We start from the raw sequence: 17,301 nt of genomic DNA on the forward strand, positions 1-17,301 counted from the left end.
GCGTAGCGCCACCGGGCAACAGGCTACGCCAGATCCGCCCCGTTACTCGCAATCACCTTCTTATACCACCAGAACGATTTCTTACGCTTTCTCTCCAGCGTCCCGTTGCCGGCGTCATCGCGGTCAACGTACACAAACCCGTAGCGCTTGCTCATCTCCCCCGTTGAGGCAGACACCAGGTCAATGCAGCCCCAGGTGGTGTAGCCCATCAGCGGCACGCCGTCCTCAATTGCATCGCCCATCGCGCGGATATGCTCGCGCAGGTAGCTGATGCGGTAGTCGTCGTGGATCTCGCCATTTTCATCAATGACGTCCTTCGCGCCGAGGCCGTTTTCCACCAGGAACAGCGGCTTCTGGTAGCGGTCGTACATCATGTTCATGGTGATGCGCAGGCCGAGCGGGTCAATACCCCAGCCCCACTCGCTTACCTGAACGTGCGGGTTACGCAGAGACTTCACGATGTTCGCCGCGCTGGTGTTGCCCGCGTTCATGTCCGCCGACGCGCAGCGCGAGGCGTAATAGCTGAACGAGACAAAATCGACGGTGTTTTTCAGCAGTTCGTCGTCGCCGGGATCTTTCACAATCACGACGCCTTTTTCGCGGAACACGCGAGCAGAGTAGGCCGGATAGCTGCCGCGCGCCTGCACGTCGATGAAGAACAGGTTCTCGCGATCTTTCTCCAGCGCCGTCCACACGTCTTCCGGCTTGCAGGAGTACGGGTAAAAATTGCCGCCCGCCAGCATGCAGCCGACCTGGTTTTCCGGGTTGACCTCGTGGGCGATTTTGGTCGCCAGCGCGCTCGCCACCAGCTCGTGGTGCGCGGCCTGGTATTTCACCTGATCCTCGTTTTCACCTTCCTCAAACACCAGCCCCGCGCCGGAGAACGGGCTGTGCAGCATGATGTTGATTTCGTTGAAGGTCAGCCAGTATTTCACCAGCCCGTTAAACGCCTCGAAGCAGGTGCGGGCGTAGCGGGCGAAGAAATCCACCATTTTGCGGTTGCGCCAGGAGCCGTACTCCGTCACCAGGTGCATCGGCACGTCGAAGTGGCACAGGGTCACCAGCGGCTCGATGTTGTACTTTTTACACTCCTCAAACACCGCCCGGTAGAAGGCGATGCCCTCTTTATTTGGCAGCGGCTCGTCGCCGTTCGGATAGAGGCGGCTCCAGGCAATCGAGGTGCGGAACACCGTAAAGCCCATCTCCGCCATCAGGGCGATGTCTTCTTTGTAGCGATGGTAAAAATCAATCGCCTCGTGGCTCGGGTAAAATTCGTCGTCACGCAACGAAAACCGTTTTTCCTTACCGACCTTTACCGCCAGACGGTGTGCGCCATGGGGGATCATATCGACCGTCGTCAGTCCTTTGCCGCCTTCACGGTAAGCACCTTCACTCTGGTTGGCGGCAAGCGCGCCGCCCCATAAAAATCCTTGTGGAAAAACAGACATTCTTACCTCGCTTTCAGTTTATGCTTCTGCTGCTTTGTTCTGGACCGGTGCGGTTTGCAGGGCGCGTGCTTTTTCGGCTTCGTCTTCAACCGGAATATCCTCGAACCCTAACAGCAGGGTCAGAACAAACGACAGCACGACCGCCAGCCCCATCACGCCAAACACCCAGACGATGGTCATCGGGTTGGCCGGATCGAAGAACTGCACGCTGGTGAACAGCCCCGGCGCCGCCATCGAGTGGCTGGCAAGGCCTGCCATGCCCGCGACCGCGCCGCAGATAAAGCCGCTGATCAGGCTCGCAATCAGCGGGCGCTTCAGACGTACCGCCACGCCGTACAGGGCCGGTTCAGAGATCCCCGCCATGATGGCGGAGGCCGCTGCCGCCAGCGCCGTCTGGCGCAGTTCCGGGTTTTTCGTTTTCCACGCCACCGCCAGCGACGAGCCGCCGAGCGACAGGTTAGCGCCGATTTCCGACGGCATCACCATCCCTTCTTTGCCCGTTTCGGCAATGGTCTGGATGATGGTTGGCGTAAAGACGCGGTGCATTCCGGTCATCACCAGCAGCGGCCACAGCGCGCCCATGATGGCAACGGACAGCCAGCCCAGATAGCCGTGGATGGTGTAGACCAGCGCCGAGATGGCGCTACCGATCCAGATCCCCAGCGGGCCAATCAGCACGATGGCGAGCGGGGCGGCAATCAGCACGATCAGCATCGGCTTCAGGAAGTTTTTCGTTACCGCCGGGGTAATTCTGTCCACCCAGCGTTCGATATACGACAGGCACCAGGTCATGACCAGGGCCGGGATCACCGTGTAGGTGTATTTCACCGCCGTCACCGGGATCAGCGCGAACTCAACGTGCTCGCCCTGCGCGGCTTTCGCCATCAGCTCGATAAAGCTCGGGTGAACCAGCACGCCCGCAATGGCAATCGCCAGCGACATGTTGGTTTTGAACTTCACCGCTGCGGAAGCCGCCACCATTAGCGGCAGGAAGAAGAAGGCTCCGTCGCCGATGACCGTCAGAATGGTGAGCGTCGGCGCGCCTTTTTCCAGCACGCCGGTCATTTCGAGGATCATCGCCAGCAGCTTGACCATTGAGCCACCGATGATCGCCGGGATCAGCGGCGACATGGTGCCGATCAGCGCGTCGAGGATCCCCGCGCCAATCCGGCGCAGCGTGAGTTTCTGTGGACCTTCCGGTACGGCAGGTTGCAGGTTGGCTGGCAGCAGGTTCACCACTTCACGGTACGCCTGGGACACGGTATTGCCAATAATCACCTGGCACTGGTTGTCGTTGCGCACCACGCCGAGCACGCCGCTGATGCTTTTCAGGCGCGCGGCGTCGGTAAGGCTTTCGTCTTTCAGAACGAAGCGCAGGCGCGTCATGCAGTGGGTGACGGCGACGATGTTGTCTTTGCCGCCCAGCGCGCTGACAACGTCGTTTGCCAGCGCGGCGTAGTTTTTGGCCATCGGAAATGTTCCTGTTATCGTTGTGTGAAATGTAGGAAACCGGTTTCACATAATCATCTTGAGTTTCTTTTGAACGCACAAGATCGCTTTTTATGCATTTTTTCGTTTCGTGATGACGATCACTCGTGACCGTAAAAAGCGTGACAACGCTGCTGCGACAATTTTTCTGCGGTGAAGTACACTGCGGCTCATCGGTTTTGAAGGGAATAACATTATGACCACGATGCTGGAAGTGGCGAAGCGGGCGGGCGTGTCGAAAGCGACGGTTTCCCGGGTGCTGTCGGGAAACGGCTACGTTAGCCAGGAGACCAAAGACCGGGTTTTTCAGGCCATTGAAGAGAGCGGGTATCGCCCCAATTTGCTGGCGCGTAACCTGGCGACCAAACGCACCCAGACCCTGGGGCTGGTGGTGACGAACACCCTTTACCACGGCGTCTACTTTAGCGAGCTGCTGTTTAACGCCGCGCGGATGACGGAAGAGAAGGGCCGTCAACTGATCCTGGCGGATGGTAAACACAGCGCCGAAGAAGAGCGCGAGGCGATCCAGTACCTGCTGGATATGCGCTGTGATGCGGTGATCATCTACCCGCGTTTTCTGAGCGTGGAAGAGCTGGACGAGATTATCGACAAATGCGAGCAGCCGATCGTGGTGCTCAACCGCCGTTTGCGGAAAAACAGCAGCCACAGCGTCTGGTCCGATCATAAAGCGTCGTGTCAGGACGCGGTTTCGCAGCTGATCGCGAAAGGCCACCGGGACATTGCGTTTATCACCGGCTCGCTGGATTCACCGACCGGCGTGGAGCGTCTCTCCGGCTACCGGGACGCCCTGGCGCAGCACGGCATTGCCGTGCGCGACGCGCTGATCGCCGAAGGGAAGTGGAGCCCGGCCAGCGGCGCGGCGGCGGTCACACAGCTGCTCAGCCGTGGCGAAGCGTTTACCGCGCTGGTGGCGAGCAATGACGATATGGCGATCGGTGCCATCAAGCAGCTGCACGAGAGCGGCGTCGCCATGCCGGACGCGGTGTCCGTCATCGGCTTTGACGACGTGGCGATTGCGCCCTACATCGTGCCGTCTCTCTCCAGCGTGCGCATTCCGGTGACGGCAATGATCCAGGAGACCATCAGCCGCCTGATTTTCATGCTCGACGGCGGTGAGTTTAAATACCAGCAAACCTTCTCCGGCGAGCTTGTCCTGCGCGACTCCGTTACTGACGGCCCGCATCGCTGACGTCGACATCTGTCATCGTCACTAATGACGATGACAGCGATCAACGTTATTTATCTTCTTTTAAATCAATAAATTAAAAACTGGCACGGTTTATGAATAGCTTCGCGCATAACAGTTATGCCGGAGAAGCAGATGAACCGTTTTATTATGGCCGATGCCAGTAAATGCATTGGTTGCCGTACCTGTGAGGTTGCGTGCGTGGTGTCCCATCAGGCAGAGCAGGATTGCGCCGCTCTGACTCCCGACACTTTCCTGCCGCGCATTCACGTCATTAAAGGCGTGAATATTTCCACCGCCGCTATCTGTCGCCAGTGTGAAGATGCGCCGTGCGCCAACGTCTGTCCGAACGGCGCGATCAAGCGCGAGAAAGGTTTTGTGCACGTGATGCAGGAGCGCTGCATTGGGTGCAAAACCTGCGTGGTGGCGTGTCCGTATGGCGCGATGGAGGTGGTGGTTCGCCCGGTGGTGCGCAACAGCGGTATCGGGCTGAGCGTGCGCGCGGAGAAAGCCGAAGCCAATAAATGTGACCTCTGCTACCACCGCGACGCCGGTCCGGCCTGTATGGAAGCCTGTCCGACGCATGCGTTGGTCTGCGTCGATCGCGACAAGCTCGAACAGATGAGTGCCGAAAAACGCCGCCGCGCGGCGTTCGACACCTCGTCATCGCTGCTGTTTTAAGCTGCAATGCGCGTGAACGGCGTACAGCTTCGGGTGCGCGGCAAAGTACAGGGCGTGGGGTTTCGGCCCTTCGTCTGGCAGCTGGCGCATCGGCTGAAGCTGACAGGCGACGTGTGCAACGACGGAGAGGGGGTCCTGGTGCGTCTCGCGGGCAGTGGGGGTGACTTTACCGCGAGACTGCGCCAGGATTGCCCACCGCTGGCGCGTATCGATCACGTTGAAACGCAGCCGTTCAGCTGGACGACGCTGCCGGACGCGTTTGTCATCCGCCACAGCGAGAGCGGGGCGATGGACACGCAAATCGTCCCGGATGCCGCCACCTGCCCCGCGTGCCTGGCGGAAATGCGCGATCCCCGCGAACGTCGCTATCGCTACCCGTTTATTAACTGCACCCACTGCGGCCCGCGTTTCACCATCATCCGCGCCATGCCGTATGACCGACCGGCCACGTCGATGGCCCCATTTCCCCTCTGTCCGCCGTGTGAAACGGAATACCGCAATCCAGCCGATCGCCGTTTTCACGCCCAGCCGGTGGCCTGCCCGGACTGTGGACCGCAGCTGGAGTGGCGAGCCGGAGACACTGTTGCCACTCGCGAATCGGCCTTAAACGCGGCGGTGGAGAGGCTGAAAAACGGCGGGATCGTGGCGGTTAAAGGGCTGGGGGGATTTCATCTGGTTTGCGACGCGCTTAACCCCCGGGCGGTACAGACGTTGCGGGCACGCAAGCAGCGCCCGACGAAGCCGCTGGCGGTGATGATCCCCCATGCGGATGATCTGCCGCAGGCCATTCAGACGCGGTTACGCTCTTCCGCTGCGCCGATTGTGCTGACGCCAAAAGCCTCTCTTCCCGCGTTTCCTGAGGAGATTGCCCCGGGGCTGAATACGGTCGGCGTGATGCTGCCCGCGAACCCGATCCAGCATTTGTTAGTGTTGGCGTGCCGGCGCCCGCTGGTGATGACCTCCGGTAACCTCAGCGGTCGGCCGCCCGCCATCACCAACCCGCAGGCGCTGGAAGCGCTCCGCGACGTGGCTGACGGTTTCCTGCTGCACAACCGCGACATTCTGCAACGGATGGATGATTCGGTGATGGATCAGGAGGGCGCAATGCTGCGTCGCGCGCGGGGTTTTGTGCCGGATGCCATCACATTACCCGCCGGATTTCGCGATATCCCTCCCATGCTGTGCACCGGCGCAGACATGAAAAATACCTTCTGCCTGGTGCGCGGCAGCCAGGCGGTGCTGAGCCAGCATTTTGGCAACCTTCGCGACGAGGGCGTTGACGCCCAGTGGCGCGCGGCGCTGGCGCTGATGCAGCAGATTTACGCTTTTCAGCCTGAACGCGTGGTGTGCGATGCCCATCCCGGATATCACGCCCAACGGTGGGCGCAGGCGCAGGGGCTGCCCGTTGCAACCGTGCTGCATCATCACGCGCATGCGGCAGCGTGTCTGGCGGAGAACGGCTGGCCGCTGGACGGCGGGGATGCTATTGCCCTGACGCTGGACGGGATCGGCATGGGCGAGAATGGCGCGCTGTGGGGCGGCGAGTGCCTGCGGGTGAACTATCTCGACTGCGAACGGCTGGGCGGTCTGCCAGCCGTTGCGCTGCCCGGGGGCGATCTGGCAGCGAAACAGCCGTGGCGCAATTTGCTCGCCCACTGTCTGGCGTTCGTACCCGACTGGCAGCAGTACCCGGAAACAGAGGCGGTACAGCGTCAAAACTGGCCGCTGCTGGCAACGGCGGTGTCACGCGGTATCAATGCGCCGCTGGCCTCTTCCTGTGGTCGGCTGTTCGACGCCGTGGCCTGTGCGCTGGGCATTGAAACGCAGCGCTATGAGGGCGAAGCCGCGTGCCGGCTGGAGGCGCTGGCCGAACGGTACGCGGGAGTCGATCATCCGGTGACGCTACAGGCGGATAACCTCACGCTGTTCTGGCAGCAGTGGCTGGCCTGGCGGGCGGAACCCGGCGAGCGCGCCTGGGCATTTCACGATGCGCTGGCGAAGGGGCTGAGTGAACTGGCGGCAACGCATGCGCGCCGACTGTCGCTCTCTACGGTGTGCTTCAGCGGAGGCGTCCTTCACAACCGCCTGCTGCGCGCGCGCCTTCGTCATTACCTTTCCGATTTCACGCTTCTGTTTCCTTCGCGCCTGCCCGCAGGTGACGGAGCGATCTCCTTCGGGCAGGCGGTGGTTGCTGCCGCCCGGTCATGTTCACAAAGGATTTAAAATGTTACGACTTTTACGCAATGAACCTCGTGCAGCGTGCCTGCTGCTGGCTCTGGTGATGGCTAATCTGCTGGCCTGGGGGCTGGCGTGGCAAACCTTTAGCGGCAGTACGGCGCTGATGGCGGCCAGCCTGCTGGCCTGGTGTTACGGGCTGCGCCACGCGGTGGATGCTGACCATATCGCGGCGATTGATACCGTCACGCGTAAGATGATGCAGCAGGGCAAACGCCCGTCCGGCGTGGGCGCATGGTTTTCCCTCGGACACTCCACCATCGTGGTGCTGGCGTCCATCGCCATTGCGGCGACCGCCACGGCGTTTCAAAAAAATATGGCGTGGTTCCACGAGACCGGCAGCCTGATTGGCACCGCCGTCTCCGCCACCTTCCTGCTGGCGATGGCGCTGGTGAATATGGTGATCCTGCGCGGCGTCTGGCGCAGTTTCCAGTCGCTGAAAAACGGCAGGCCCGTGCAGGGTGACATTACGCTGCCTGCGCAGGGTGGCGTCATGAACTGGCTGTTCGGCAAAACCTTCCGCCTCGTCAATAAAAGCTGGCAGATGTATCTGGTGGGTTTCCTGTTTGGCCTCGGCTTCGACACGGCCACCGAAATTGGCGTGCTGGGGATTTCCGCCGCCAGCGCCTCCAGCGGGATGTCGGTGTGGTCGATCATGATCTTCCCGGCGCTCTTCGCCAGCGGCATGGCGCTGGTGGATACGCTCGATAACCTGCTGATGGTGGGCGCCTACGGCTGGGCGTTCAACAAGCCGCAGCGCAAGCTGTACTACAACATGACCATCACCGGCACCTCGGTGGTGGTGGCGCTGTTTATCGGCGGGCTGGAAGCGCTGGGTCTGCTGATGGATAAGTTCGCCCTCAGCGGCGGCGTGTGGGATCTGATTGGCGCGGTGAACGACAACCTGGGCGACGCCGGGTTTGTGGTGGTCGGGCTGTTTGTCGCCTGCTGGCTGATCTCGATGGTGAACTACCGCTGGCGCGGCTATGACGGGCTGGTGGTGCGGTCCTGAACCACGCAGCCCTGTTTTTGCCCGGCGGCGCTACGCTTGCGCGGGCCTACAAGGTTTGCCGTTATGGTGTTAAGTAGGCCGGGTAAGCGGAGCGCCACCCGGCATTACGAGGGTTAAGCAGGAAGCGATTTCAGCAGTGCTGTAGGCCGGGTCAGCGGAGCGCCACCCGGCATTACGAGGGTTAAGCAGGAAGCGAATTCAGCAGTGCTGTAGGCCGGGTAAGCGGAGCGCCACCCGGCATTGCGAGGGTTAAGCAGGAAGCGATTTCAGCAGCGCGAAGGCCTCCTTCATTCTGTCTTCGCTGACAACAAAGGCGCGCATCTGACCCTCAGCATCCGTACCGCGCGCCACCATGCCCTGAGGCTCAATGGCTATCTGCCAGTTCAGATCCTGACGCTGCGTTTCACCGGCGAGATGCAGCGGTAATTCCGGCGTTTTTACTTTCACCAGCATGGCGGGTAATTTCACCGGAGCGCTGCCGCCGAGCAGGTTTTTCGCCAGGAACATGGCGCTTAACTGAATTGGTTGCAGGAACGGCAGCACCTTTCCGTTAATTTCCGCGCAGTCGCCCAGGGCATAAATGTCCGGCTGGGTGGTTTGCAGGTAGCTGTCTACCTTCACGCCGCGGTTTATTTCGGCGCCTGCGCGGTGCGCCAGCGCGGTTTCCGGGCGCAAACCTGTCGCCGCGATAACCACATCCACTTCCACGCTGCGGTTGCGGTCGAGCGTTGCAAGAACCCCGGTTTCGGTTTTGCTCAGGCTCTGCAACTGCGATTTCAACAGCAGATGCACGCCCATGTCGGTCAGACGATGCTGTAAGCGACTGCTTACTTCTGCCGGCATCAGTGCCGACAGAATGCTGGCCGCGTGGTCAACCAGGGTGACGGATTTACCCGCCCGACAGAAGTCCATCGCCAGCTCGGTGCCAATCAGCCCGCCGCCGACAATCATCACTCTGGCGGCATCGCGTAGCCGGGTTTCGCTGGCCTGATACTCCTGCTGGCTGTTAAGCGTGACCATCAGCTCGCGGCCTTCAACCGGCGGCACAAACGCAGAGGCGCCCGTCGCCAGCACCAGCTTGTCGTACTGCCAGGTATGCTCTTTCGCTTTCACCACATGGGCGTCGGCGTCAATATCCGTGACCCAGGTGTACGGAAACAGACGCAGGTTAAACTGCTCTGTGAACTCCCCCGCCGTCTGGCGGGTGAGATCTTCGGCGCGCTGATTCTGGCTGATGACGTGGCTTAAATCAGGCTTGTTGTACTCGTCCATGCTGTCGGCGGCGATCACCGTCAACGGCACGTTAGCATCCTGTTTGCGGATATTTTTCACCAGCTGGCGGGCGGCAAAACCCGAGCCGATAATGACGATGCCGTGGCTCATTTTGCCTCCGTTGCCAGTTCATCAAAGACGTCTTTGCCGAGGGAACATTCAGGGCAGAGGAAGTTGTCCGGCACCTCGCTCCACGGCGTACCCGGCGCGACATCCTGCAACGGCTCGCCCAGTTCAGGATCGTAAATCCACTGGCAGACGCTGCACTGCATGCAAGGGCCGAGGTCGGCAGCGGCAGGGGCGGCTTCTGCTACGGCTTCCGGCGCAACCGCCGCGGCGGGGGCGGTTTCCGGCAGCGGCGCAAGCGCCCACTGGCGTGCAATGTCGCGGCCATGCTGGCGACAGACTTCCAGCGCGTCGAGGTCCGGACGCCATTTCGCTTTCAGGCTCATGGACATCTCAAAGCTGGCATCCTGTAAACGGGTGGAGAGACGGTCTACCGCGCCGCCGCTCCAGCCGTGAGAGCCAAAGGCGCTGGCGCGCTTGTTACGAAAGCGCAGGCCGGTCATCTCTTCCACCAGTCCGGCAATCTTCGGCATCATCACGTTGTTCATGGTGGAGGTACCCACCAGCACGCCCTTGGAGCGGAAGACGTTGGTCAGGATTTCGTTTTTATCGCTACGCGCCACGTTGAAGATTTTCACCGCCACGTTCGGGTCAACTTCGTTGATACCCTGGGCAATCGCGTCCGCCATCATGCGGGTGTTGTTGGACATGGTGTCGTAGAAGATGGTGATGCGGTCTTCCTGGTAATCCGCCGCCCATTTCAGGTACAGCTCGACGATCTGGGTGGGGTTTTCACGCCATACCACGCCGTGGGAGGTCGCAATCATATCTACCGGCAGGTTGAAGCCGAGGATCTCGGTGATTTTTGGCGTGACCAGACGGCTGAACGGGGTCAGGATATTGGCGTAGTAACGCTGGCACTGTTCGAACAGCTCGGTCTGATCCACTTCATCATTAAACAGACGTTCGTCGCAGTAATGCTGGCCGAAGGCGTCGTTACTGAACAGCACCGCGTCACCGGTCATGTAGGTCATCATGCTGTCCGGCCAGTGCAGCATCGGTGTTTCCACGAAGATCAACTGCTTGCCGTTGCCGATATCCAGCGAATCGCCGGTTTTTACGGTGTGGAAGTTCCACTCCGGATGGTGGTGGTGACCATTGATGGAGTCAATGGCGTTGGTAGTGCAGTAGATCGGAGTATCCGGAATATAAGACATCAGCTCGGTCAGGGCCCCGGCGTGATCCTCTTCCGCATGGTTGATGATGATGTAATCGATGTCGTTCAGGTCGATTTCACCGCGCAGGTTCTGCACGAACTCACGGCTGAATTTGTGATCGACGGTATCGATAAGGACGTTTTTACCTTCACGGATGAGATAGCTGTTGTAGCTGCTGCCGCGCAGCGTTTTATATTCCGTGCCGTGAAAATCACGTACTTCCCAGTCACGTTGACCCACCCAATGAATGTTATTTTTAACCAGAATAGACATAGCAACCTCAACTTAATACAGCGTTTTCAAATAAGATGGTTTGCTTATATCAAGTTGCGTGCCAACTTTTTATGTTATTGAATTTGAAGTGTATATTGTTTTGTGGCCCATAATGGATAGTCATTATGACTATCTTAAAAATTGTCAATATGACATTATGTATTGTCAAAATGACAGTGAGGCAGATATGAGCTTTTCCGTAGACGTCCTGGCGAAAATCGCCATAGAACTGCAAACCGGTATTGGTCATCAGGACCGCTTTCAACGGCTGATCTCCACGTTGCGCCACGTGCTGGATTGCGATGCGTCGGCGCTGCTGCGTTACGAAGGGCGGCAGTTTATTCCGCTGGCTATCGACGGCCTGGCGAAGGACGTACTCGGGCGGCGCTTTACGCTGGAGGGCCACCCGCGTCTGGAAACCATTGCCCGCGCGGGTGATGTGGTGCGTTTCCCGGCAGACAGCGATCTGCCCGATCCGTACGACGGCCTGATTCCGGGGCAGGAGAGCCTGAAGGTGCACGCCTGTATTGGCCTGCCGCTGTTCGCCGGCCAGAATCTGATTGGCGCATTAACCCTCGACGGCATGTCGCCGGATCAGTTCGATACCTTCAGCGACGAAGAGCTACGGCTGATTGCCGCGCTGGCCGCCGGGGCGCTGAACAATGCCCTGCTGATAGAACAGCTGGAGAGCCAGAATATTCTTCCCGGTAGCCCGACGGCGTTTGAGCAGGTGGCGCACACCGGGATGATCGGCCTTTCGCCGGGCATGGTGCAGCTCAAAAAAGAGATTGAGATTGTCGCCGCATCTGATTTGAACGTGCTGATCTTCGGGGAAACCGGCACCGGTAAAGAGCTGGTGGCGAAAGCGATCCACGAAGCCTCGCCGCGCGCGGTGAACCCGCTGGTGTACCTCAACTGCGCGGCGCTGCCGGAAAGCGTGGCGGAAAGCGAGCTGTTCGGTCACGTCAAAGGGGCATTTACCGGGGCGATCAGCAACCGCAGCGGCAAGTTCGAAATGGCCGACAACGGCACGCTGTTCCTGGATGAAATTGGCGAGCTCTCCCTTTCGCTCCAGGCCAAGCTGCTGCGCGTGTTGCAGTATGGCGATATTCAACGCGTGGGTGACGATCGCAGCTTACGCGTGGATGTGCGCGTGCTGGCGGCGACGAACCGCGATCTGCGCGAAGAGGTGCTGGCGGGGAATTTCCGCGCCGATCTGTTCCACCGCCTGAGCGTATTCCCGCTCACGGTGCCGCCGCTGCGCGAGCGGGGCGACGACGTGGTGCTGCTGGCGGGCTTTTTCTGCGAACAGTGTCGGCTCAAAATGGGGCTCTCCCGCGTGGCGCTAAGCCCCGGTGCGAGGACGCACCTTCTGAGCTACGGCTGGCCGGGTAACGTGCGTGAACTGGAACATGCGATCCACCGTGCGGTGGTGCTGGCGCGGGCAACGCGTTCGGGGGATGAAGTGGTTATTCATGCGCGCCATTTTGCGCTTCATGAGGAAACGACGCCGTCCGTTAAGCCAGTTTTACCGGAGAGCGTGAACGAAAACCTGCGCGAGGCGACGGACGCGTTCCAGCGCCAGATGATTACCCGCGCGCTGGAGCAGAATAACCGCAGTTGGGCGGCGTGCGCGCGGGCGCTGGAGATGGACGTCGCCAACCTCCACAGGCTGGCGAAACGTCTGGGGCTTAAGGGTTAAAGTATTCCCGCCTGGTAGAAGTCTTGCAGGTTGATCGCGCCGCACAGCCTGCCGTGCTCGTCCACCACCGGTGCGGCGGTGATTTTACGCTTCATCAGCACCTCTTTGGCTTCAATGGCGCGGCTCTCGGCATTCAGCGTCAGCCCCCCCTGGGTCATTGCTTCGGATACCCGCGCCTCCAGTTTGCCGCCGCCCACCAGCCAGCGACGCAGGTCGCCGTCGGTGAAGACGCCCTTCACCTGGCGGTCGTTGTCGCACACCGCAACCAGCCCCAGCCCGGTGCGGCTCAGCTCCAGCATGGCGTCCATCACGCTGGTGTCGAGCTTGACCTGCGGAATGGCATCGTCCGTGCGCATCAGGTGATGTACCTTGTTGAGCAGACGTGCGCCGAGCGCGCCCGCAGGGTGAGAGCGGGCAAAATCTTCTTCACTAAAACCGCGCGCCTGCATCACCGCCATGGCCAGCGCGTCGCCCATCATCAGCGTGTTGACGGTGCTGGAGGTGGGAGCCAGGTGCATCGGGCAGGCTTCGCGCTCAACGGAAATATCCAGCGTTGCTTTCGCGGCCAGCGCCAGCGGCGAGCGGGGTTTTCCGGTCATCGCTAACAGGGCTACCGATTTTTCTTGCAGGCGAGGGATGATGAGATCCAGCTCTTTGGCTGAACCGGAGTAGGAGATAAACAGCATCACGTCGCGGCTTTCGATCATCCCCAGATCGCCGTGCAGCGCTTCGGCAGGGTGAACGAAAAACGCCGGAGTGCCGGTGCTGGCAAGCGTCGCGGCAATCTTCTTGCCGATATGGCCGGATTTACCGATACCCGCCACGATCACTTTGCCTTCGCAGTGGATAATAGCGTTGGCTGCACGAACAAAATCCTCACCCAGACGCTCCGGCAGGCGGCTGGCTTCCTGGAGTTCCAGCAGCAGGGTCTGACGGCCTGCGTTTAACAGAAAATCACTCATTTTTCTCTCCGGTTACGATCGTTCCCATCCCCCCCTCTGACAGAAGGGGCGCTTATCATAATGCATTCTCCCTGCGCAGACCGTGGTCAATGATAAAGATTTTGCTTACGGTCATATAACCGCTTCCTTGAGGAGTCGGGGATGCTTTACCATACTGGGTTCTTACCGAACTCGTTAAATGGATGCCACATGTTCAAGCGTCGTTATGCAGCGCTGTTACCTGCGCTTATTCTTCTGTCCGCCTGTAGTAGCAAACCCAAAACTGAAGCCGTTCAGCCAACGGCTGGCGCGCCTTCCGGCGGGTTCCTGCTGGAACCACAGCATAATATGATGCAGATGGGCGGCGACTTCGCGAATAACCCTGCGGCCGAACAGTTCATCGATAAAATGGTGAGCAAGCACGGTTTTGACCGCCAGCAGCTGCATGCCATTTTGTCTCAGGCGAAGCGTCTGGACTACGTGCTGCGCCTGATGGACAGGCAGGCACCGTCGGCCCAGGTGCCGACCGGGCCAAACGGCGCGTGGCTGCGCTACCGCAAACAGTTTATTACTCCGGACAACGTGCAGAACGGCGTGGCGTTCTGGAATCAGTATGAAGACGCCCTGAACCGCGCCTGGCAGGTCTACGGCGTGCCGCCGGAAATTATCGTCGGGATTATTGGGGTAGAGACCCGCTGGGGCCGCATTATGGGCAAAACCCGCATCCTCGACGCGCTGGCGACGCTCTCCTTCAACTACCCGCGCCGCGCGGAGTATTTCTCCTCCGAGCTGGAAACTTTCCTGCTGATGGCGCGAGACGAACAGGACGACCCGTTGGATCTGAAAGGGTCGTTTGCCGGAGCCATGGGCTACGGCCAGTTTATGCCGTCTTCCTATAAGCAGTACGCGGTAGATTTCAACGGGGACGGTCACATCAACCTGTGGGATCCCGAAGACGCCATCGGCAGCGTGGCCAACTACTTTAAAGCGCACGGCTGGACGCCGGGTGGCCAGGTGGCGGTGCAGGCGAACGGCGAGGCGTTTGGCCTGGAAAACGGATTTAAGACCAAATACAGCGTTGCACAGCTGGCAGCGGCAGGCTTAACGCCGTCGCAGCCGCTGGGTAACGTTGACCAGGTGAGCCTGCTGCGCCTGGATGTCGGAACGGGCTACCAGTACTGGTTCGGACTGCCGAACTTCTACACCATTACCCGCTACAACCACAGCACGCACTATGCGATGGCGGTGTGGCAGCTGGGTCTGGCGGTGTCCCAGGCGCGTGTGCCGGCGGCGTCACCGTTCAGCCAGTAATTGCCTTCTCCGCAGCCGGTGCGCCCGCACCGGCTATTTTCTGAAGCCCCCTCGTAAAACCCGACGCGCATCCCCATATCTTTCGAGAAAGTGCTATCTTGTGCTGCATGTTTTTCTAAGGCCTGGAGCGAGAATGACTGACCATGAATTGATGCAGCTTAGCGAAGTGGTAGGGCTGGCGCTGAAGCAGCGCGGCGCGACTATCACGACCGCAGAATCCTGCACCGGCGGCTGGGTGGCGAAAGTGATTACCGATATTGCCGGCAGTTCCGCCTGGTTTGAACGCGGCTTTGTGACCTACAGTAACGAGGCTAAAGCGCAGATGATTGGCGTGCGTGAAGCCACGCTCGAGCAGCATGGCGCGGTCAGCGAGCCGGTGGTGATCGAGATGGCGATTGGCGCGCTGAAAGAGGCGCGCGCAGATTACGCTATCTCAATCAGCGGCATCGCGGGGCCGGACGGCGGCAGCGACGTGAAGCCTGTCGGCACCGTCTGGTTTGGCTTTGCCACCTCAAAAGGTGAAGGGATCACCCGCCGGGAATGCTTCAGCGGCGATCGCGAAAGCGTGCGTCGTCAGGCAACGGAATACGCGTTAAAAACGCTCTGGCAACAATTTCTACAAAATACTTGATACTGTATGACTATACAGTATAATTGCCTCAACAGAACAGAAGTCCATGGTGAAGCGCAGTTGCTTCTCCCGGCATGACAGGAGTAATAATGGCTATCGACGAAAACAAACAGAAAGCGTTGGCGGCAGCACTGGGCCAGATCGAAAAGCAATTCGGTAAAGGCTCCATCATGCGCCTGGGTGAAGACCGTTCCATGGACGTGGAAACTATCTCCACCGGTTCGCTTTCTCTTGATATCGCACTGGGCGCTGGCGGTTTGCCGATGGGCCGTATCGTAGAAATCTACGGTCCGGAATCCTCGGGTAAAACCACCCTGACGTTGCAGGTTGTTGCGGCGGCACAGCGCGAAGGTAAAACCTGTGCGTTTATCGATGCCGAGCACGCGCTGGACCCAGTCTATGCCCGTAAGCTGGGCGTTGATATCGACAACCTGCTGTGCTCCCAGCCGGATACCGGCGAGCAGGCACTGGAAATTTGTGATGCGCTGGCGCGCTCAGGTGCGGTTGACGTGATCATCGTCGACTCCGTTGCGGCGCTGACGCCAAAAGCGGAAATTGAAGGTGAAATCGGTGACTCTCACATGGGCCTCGCGGCACGTATGATGAGCCAGGCGATGCGTAAGCTGGCGGGTAACCTGAAGCAGTCCAACACGCTGCTAATCTTCATCAACCAGATCCGTATGAAAATTGGTGTGATGTTCGGTAACCCGGAAACCACCACCGGTGGTAACGCACTGAAATTCTACGCCTCTGTCCGTCTGGATATCCGCCGTATCGGCGCGGTGAAAGAGGGTGATAACGTAGTCGGTAGCGAAACCCGCGTGAAGGTTGTGAAGAACAAAATCGCAGCACCGTTCAAACAGGCTGAGTTCCAGATCCTCTACGGCGAAGGCATCAACTTCCTCGGCGAGCTGGTTGACCTGGGCGTGAAAGAGAAGCTGATTGAAAAAGCGGGCGCATGGTACAGCTACAACGGTGACAAGATTGGTCAGGGTAAAGCGAATGCGATCTCCTGGCTGAAGGAGAACCCGGCGGCGGCGAAAGAGATTGAGAAGAAGGTGCGTGAACTCCTGCTGAGCAACCAGGACTCCAAACCTGATTTCGTGGTCGATGGCGCGGATGCTGAAGAAACCAACGAAGACTTTTAATCCTCTCGGATAAAAATGAAGGGCTGCTGATGCGGCCCTTTTTGCATTTCTGAATCGACAGGTTTTTTTATGAGTGAACCGACATCACGCCGACCAGCTTACGCGCGCTTGCTGGATCGGGCCGTGCGAATTCTTGCCGTGCGTGACCATAGCGAACAGGAGCTACGGCGGAAACTGTCAGCGCCCGTCATGAGCAAAAATGGGCCAGAAGACATTGATGCCACCGCGGAGGATTATGACCGTGTGGTTGCCTGGTGCTATGAGCATCACTATCTGGATGACGGCCGTTTTGCCGCTCGCTTTCTCGCCAGCCGCGGCCGCAAAGGTTACGGCCCCGCGCGTATCCGCCAGGAGCTGAACCAGAAAGGCGTAGCCCGTGAATCGATTGAAAAAGCCATGCGTGAAAGTGAAATCGACTGGTGCGAACTGGCGCGCGAACAGGCAGTACGTAAGTACGGAGAGCCGCTGCCGCGTGAATTTTCAGAAAAAGTTAAAATCCAGCGCTTTTTGCTCTACCGCGGCTTCCTGATGGAAGATATTCAGGATATCTGGCGTAATTTTACCGATTGAACGCATGCGGGATTTTACTTCCCACTAAAGAAAACTTATCTTATTCCCACTTTTTCCAGTAGCTGGTCCGTCCAACTGTTTACAGATACAGATCTGCTG

At 59.3% G+C, this 17,301-nt stretch carries 14 protein-coding genes; 9 read left to right on the top strand and 5 right to left on the bottom strand.

Translation table 11 applies throughout. From position 1 onward, the window contains the following. Positions 1–23 precede the first annotated feature (23 nt). Positions 24–1,448 carry a 6-phospho-beta-glucosidase gene (locus INF58_RS11675; RefSeq protein WP_193527725.1) on the bottom strand — a complete coding sequence of 475 codons (1,425 nt, stop codon included), beginning with the start codon at positions 1,446–1,448 and terminating at the stop codon, positions 24–26. Between the two features lie 18 nt (positions 1,449–1,466). After that, positions 1,467–2,918, bottom strand: a complete 1,452-nt coding sequence (gene ascF / locus INF58_RS11680) for a PTS cellobiose/arbutin/salicin transporter subunit IIBC (protein ID WP_063451854.1) — start codon at positions 2,916–2,918, stop codon at positions 1,467–1,469. Positions 2,919–3,129: 211 nt separating this feature from the next. Between ascF and INF58_RS11685 the strand changes: the two genes are divergently transcribed. The 4 genes from INF58_RS11685 to INF58_RS11700 all read left to right on the top strand — a co-directional run bounded on the left by INF58_RS11685 (position 3,130) and on the right by INF58_RS11700 (position 8,071). Beyond that, entirely contained in the window at positions 3,130–4,146 is a 1,017-nt protein-coding gene (locus INF58_RS11685) for a LacI family DNA-binding transcriptional regulator (RefSeq protein ID WP_193527757.1), read from the top strand. 132 nt (positions 4,147–4,278) lie between these two features. After that, positions 4,279–4,824, top strand: coding sequence for an electron transport protein HydN (hydN, locus tag INF58_RS11690; RefSeq protein ID WP_063869411.1), 546 nt, complete (start codon positions 4,279–4,281; stop codon positions 4,822–4,824). A gap of 6 nt (positions 4,825–4,830) precedes the next feature. After that, entirely contained in the window at positions 4,831–7,047 is a 2,217-nt protein-coding gene (gene hypF, locus INF58_RS11695; RefSeq protein WP_193527726.1) for a carbamoyltransferase HypF, read from the top strand. Position 7,048: 1 nt separating this feature from the next. Then, on the top strand, positions 7,049–8,071 hold the full coding sequence (locus INF58_RS11700) for a HoxN/HupN/NixA family nickel/cobalt transporter (RefSeq protein WP_112792758.1): 1,023 nt from the start codon (positions 7,049–7,051) through the stop codon (positions 8,069–8,071). A gap of 249 nt (positions 8,072–8,320) precedes the next feature. Here the strand turns inward: INF58_RS11700 and norW are convergent, their stop codons facing one another. Both norW and norV read right to left on the bottom strand, forming a co-directional pair. Further along, positions 8,321–9,454: an NADH:flavorubredoxin reductase NorW gene (norW, locus tag INF58_RS11705; protein ID WP_193527727.1), complete on the bottom strand. Its 1,134-nt coding sequence runs from the start codon at positions 9,452–9,454 to the stop codon at positions 8,321–8,323. Further along, positions 9,451–10,899, bottom strand: coding sequence for an anaerobic nitric oxide reductase flavorubredoxin (gene norV, locus INF58_RS11710; RefSeq protein ID WP_193527728.1), 1,449 nt, complete (start codon positions 10,897–10,899; stop codon positions 9,451–9,453). The genes norW and norV overlap by 4 nt, the downstream gene beginning before the upstream one ends. A gap of 187 nt (positions 10,900–11,086) precedes the next feature. Between norV and norR the strand changes: the two genes are divergently transcribed. Continuing rightward, positions 11,087–12,601: a nitric oxide reductase transcriptional regulator NorR gene (gene norR, locus INF58_RS11715; protein WP_193527729.1), complete on the top strand. Its 1,515-nt coding sequence runs from the start codon at positions 11,087–11,089 to the stop codon at positions 12,599–12,601. Here the strand turns inward: norR and gutQ are convergent. Further along, on the bottom strand, positions 12,598–13,563 hold the full coding sequence (gene gutQ / locus INF58_RS11720; RefSeq protein ID WP_063869422.1) for an arabinose-5-phosphate isomerase GutQ: 966 nt from the start codon (positions 13,561–13,563) through the stop codon (positions 12,598–12,600). The two genes, norR and gutQ, sit on opposite strands and share 4 nt — an antisense overlap. A 189-nt stretch (positions 13,564–13,752) precedes the next feature. Here gutQ and mltB point away from each other — a divergent pair, with 189 nt between their 5' ends. The 4 genes from mltB (at position 13,753) to recX (ending at position 17,202) form a co-directional block, all read left to right on the top strand. Then, positions 13,753–14,853 (top strand): lytic murein transglycosylase B, encoded by a 1,101-nt coding sequence (mltB, locus tag INF58_RS11725; RefSeq protein ID WP_172807027.1) that lies wholly within the window; start codon positions 13,753–13,755, stop codon positions 14,851–14,853. A gap of 133 nt (positions 14,854–14,986) precedes the next feature. Further along, a complete protein-coding gene (gene pncC / locus INF58_RS11730; protein WP_063869426.1) occupies positions 14,987–15,484 on the top strand; it encodes a nicotinamide-nucleotide amidase in 498 nt (165 codons plus the stop codon). An 89-nt stretch (positions 15,485–15,573) separates the two neighbouring features. Beyond that, positions 15,574–16,632 (top strand): recombinase RecA, encoded by a 1,059-nt coding sequence (recA, locus tag INF58_RS11735; RefSeq protein ID WP_022649140.1) that lies wholly within the window; start codon positions 15,574–15,576, stop codon positions 16,630–16,632. Between the two features lie 69 nt (positions 16,633–16,701). After that, positions 16,702–17,202, top strand: coding sequence for a recombination regulator RecX (gene recX, locus INF58_RS11740; RefSeq protein WP_193527730.1), 501 nt, complete (start codon positions 16,702–16,704; stop codon positions 17,200–17,202). Positions 17,203–17,301 lie beyond the last annotated feature (99 nt).

Origin of the sequence: Enterobacter cloacae complex sp. P24RS (assembly GCF_014982165.1) — a bacterium.
Taxonomy (GTDB): Bacteria; Pseudomonadota; Gammaproteobacteria; order Enterobacterales; family Enterobacteriaceae; genus Enterobacter; species Enterobacter quasihormaechei.

What these genes read in the sequence shown, in the direction of transcription:
- INF58_RS11675 (WP_193527725.1), bottom strand. Translation starts at nt 1,448, where the DNA reads ATGTCTGTTTTTCCACAAGGATTTTTATGGGGCGGCGCGCTTGCCGCC.
- ascF (WP_063451854.1), bottom strand. Translation starts at nt 2,918, where the DNA reads ATGGCCAAAAACTACGCCGCGCTGGCAAACGACGTTGTCAGCGCGCTG.
- hydN (WP_063869411.1), top strand. Translation starts at nt 4,279, where the DNA reads ATGAACCGTTTTATTATGGCCGATGCCAGTAAATGCATTGGTTGCCGT.
- hypF (WP_193527726.1), top strand. Translation starts at nt 4,831, where the DNA reads ATGCGCGTGAACGGCGTACAGCTTCGGGTGCGCGGCAAAGTACAGGGC.
- INF58_RS11700 (WP_112792758.1), top strand. Translation starts at nt 7,049, where the DNA reads ATGTTACGACTTTTACGCAATGAACCTCGTGCAGCGTGCCTGCTGCTG.
- norW (WP_193527727.1), bottom strand. Translation starts at nt 9,454, where the DNA reads ATGAGCCACGGCATCGTCATTATCGGCTCGGGTTTTGCCGCCCGCCAG.
- norV (WP_193527728.1), bottom strand. Translation starts at nt 10,899, where the DNA reads ATGTCTATTCTGGTTAAAAATAACATTCATTGGGTGGGTCAACGTGAC.
- norR (WP_193527729.1), top strand. Translation starts at nt 11,087, where the DNA reads ATGAGCTTTTCCGTAGACGTCCTGGCGAAAATCGCCATAGAACTGCAA.
- gutQ (WP_063869422.1), bottom strand. Translation starts at nt 13,563, where the DNA reads ATGAGTGATTTTCTGTTAAACGCAGGCCGTCAGACCCTGCTGCTGGAA.
- mltB (WP_172807027.1), top strand. Translation starts at nt 13,753, where the DNA reads ATGTTCAAGCGTCGTTATGCAGCGCTGTTACCTGCGCTTATTCTTCTG.
- pncC (WP_063869426.1), top strand. Translation starts at nt 14,987, where the DNA reads ATGACTGACCATGAATTGATGCAGCTTAGCGAAGTGGTAGGGCTGGCG.
- recA (WP_022649140.1), top strand. Translation starts at nt 15,574, where the DNA reads ATGGCTATCGACGAAAACAAACAGAAAGCGTTGGCGGCAGCACTGGGC.
- recX (WP_193527730.1), top strand. Translation starts at nt 16,702, where the DNA reads ATGAGTGAACCGACATCACGCCGACCAGCTTACGCGCGCTTGCTGGAT.